This window comes from Mediterranea sp. An20 (assembly GCF_002160055.1).
Taxonomy (GTDB): Bacteria; Bacteroidota; Bacteroidia; order Bacteroidales; family Bacteroidaceae; genus Bacteroides; species Bacteroides avicola.
On record NZ_NFJV01000069.1, the window covers coordinates 1 to 1,510 of the forward strand.

Here is a 1,510-nt window from a genome sequence, read left to right on the forward strand (position 1 = left end):
TATGTTTCGGCAATCTCGCGCACGTTGGCTTTCAGACCGATAATCATCGGCTTGTGAACCAGTCCCAGACGCTTCATCTCATAGGATGCGACACACATTATCAGCGTCTTGCCGCCGCCCACTTCCTGGTCGGCGATACCCCCACCATTCATTTTCAGCATCCATACGCAATCCTTCTGGCTTACGTACAGGTCCTTGATACCGAGACCTTTCAGGTCCAAGTCCGGGAACTTCTGGTGCGAGCCGTCGTACTTCGGGCGCACGAAGCAGTTGAACTTGTTGTTGTACATGTCCGTCAGCCGCTTCTTGAACTCCGGAGACTGTTCCTCCAGCCATTCAGTAAAGCCGTTACGGATTTCGTCAATCTTCGCATTGGCGAGCTGTATGCCCTCGCTGTCGCGCACCTTGATGTCATTGCCGTGCTCGTCCTTGCCGATGCTTTTCATCATGTCCGGGCAGGTGTTGTGCAGGGCGTGTTTCAGCAGGTTCATGCCGTCGTAGTGGCGGTAATAGCCTTTCACCAGAAACTCGTCCGTGATTTTCATCGTCTTGTGGCTGCACGCCACCGCATACTCGTCGATGTTTTCCGAATAGGTTATCCGCACCTCCGTGTCGAACAGGCGGCTCATGTAGGCGGAATACACCCCGGTAGGTATCCACCGTTCCCCGAAGTTGAAGTCCAAGTCCTCGAAGGGGATTTGTTCGGGTACTGCATCGCGTAACGCTGACAAAGCCTCCTGCGCCTGCGGCAGCATCCCATGCCCTTCATTTTCCTTTATCCAGTCTTCCACGTCGGCGGTCTTCTGCACCACGTTCCCGGCGATGAAGCGGTCGGCTATCTCGTAACCGTCCGCCAGCGGGTTGTAGAACACCCGTCCCTTCAACGCTTCCAAGATGTCCGCTTGCGGCAGGTCGCAGAGTGATTCCATGTAGGGCAGGTTCACGCCGCCGTACAGGTTCAGCGAGGCGGACAGGGCTTCTTCGGGCGACTCCACTTTGGCAAGCGTTTCCTGCGAAAAGGAAACGGGATGGTCGAAGATGTCCGCCTTGACGAACTTCCCGTCCTCACCGCGCTCCAGCGAGAGCATGTTGCGCCCCGAAGCGTCCATCAGGATGAGCTTGGCGTTGTGCTTGGCGTTCAGGTTGCCGTAGCGCATGACAAACTCGTCATAGTAGGTGTTCAGGTTGCGGCGCAGCAGGGCGTTCTCCTCGTGGTTTTCCGCTTCGTGGGCGTAGAGCCGTTCATAGGTGTTGCGCAGGTCGATGTAGAGCTGTGCCTTCTGCGCCTGCATCCCCTCCATGTCGAGCGGCTGGAAGGTCGCCCCGTACTTGGTGACATCCTTCAGCACCCCGATTTGGAAGCGGACGCCGCCGGTATATTCCCATACCAACGAGCCTTCTTTTAGGTGCGCTTCCATGATGCCCTTGAACGGACGGGGCATCATCGCTTCCTCCTTCCTGCGCTGCCGCTCTTCCGGTGTCAGGGCTGCTTCCTCCTCGCGCATCTCCC

The 1,510-nt window shown here is 57.2% G+C and carries 1 pseudogene; it reads right to left on the reverse strand.

The window, feature by feature from the left end:
* Positions 1 to 1,510, reverse strand: a pseudogene (locus B5F34_RS17130) (DNA methylase); the annotation flags it as partial.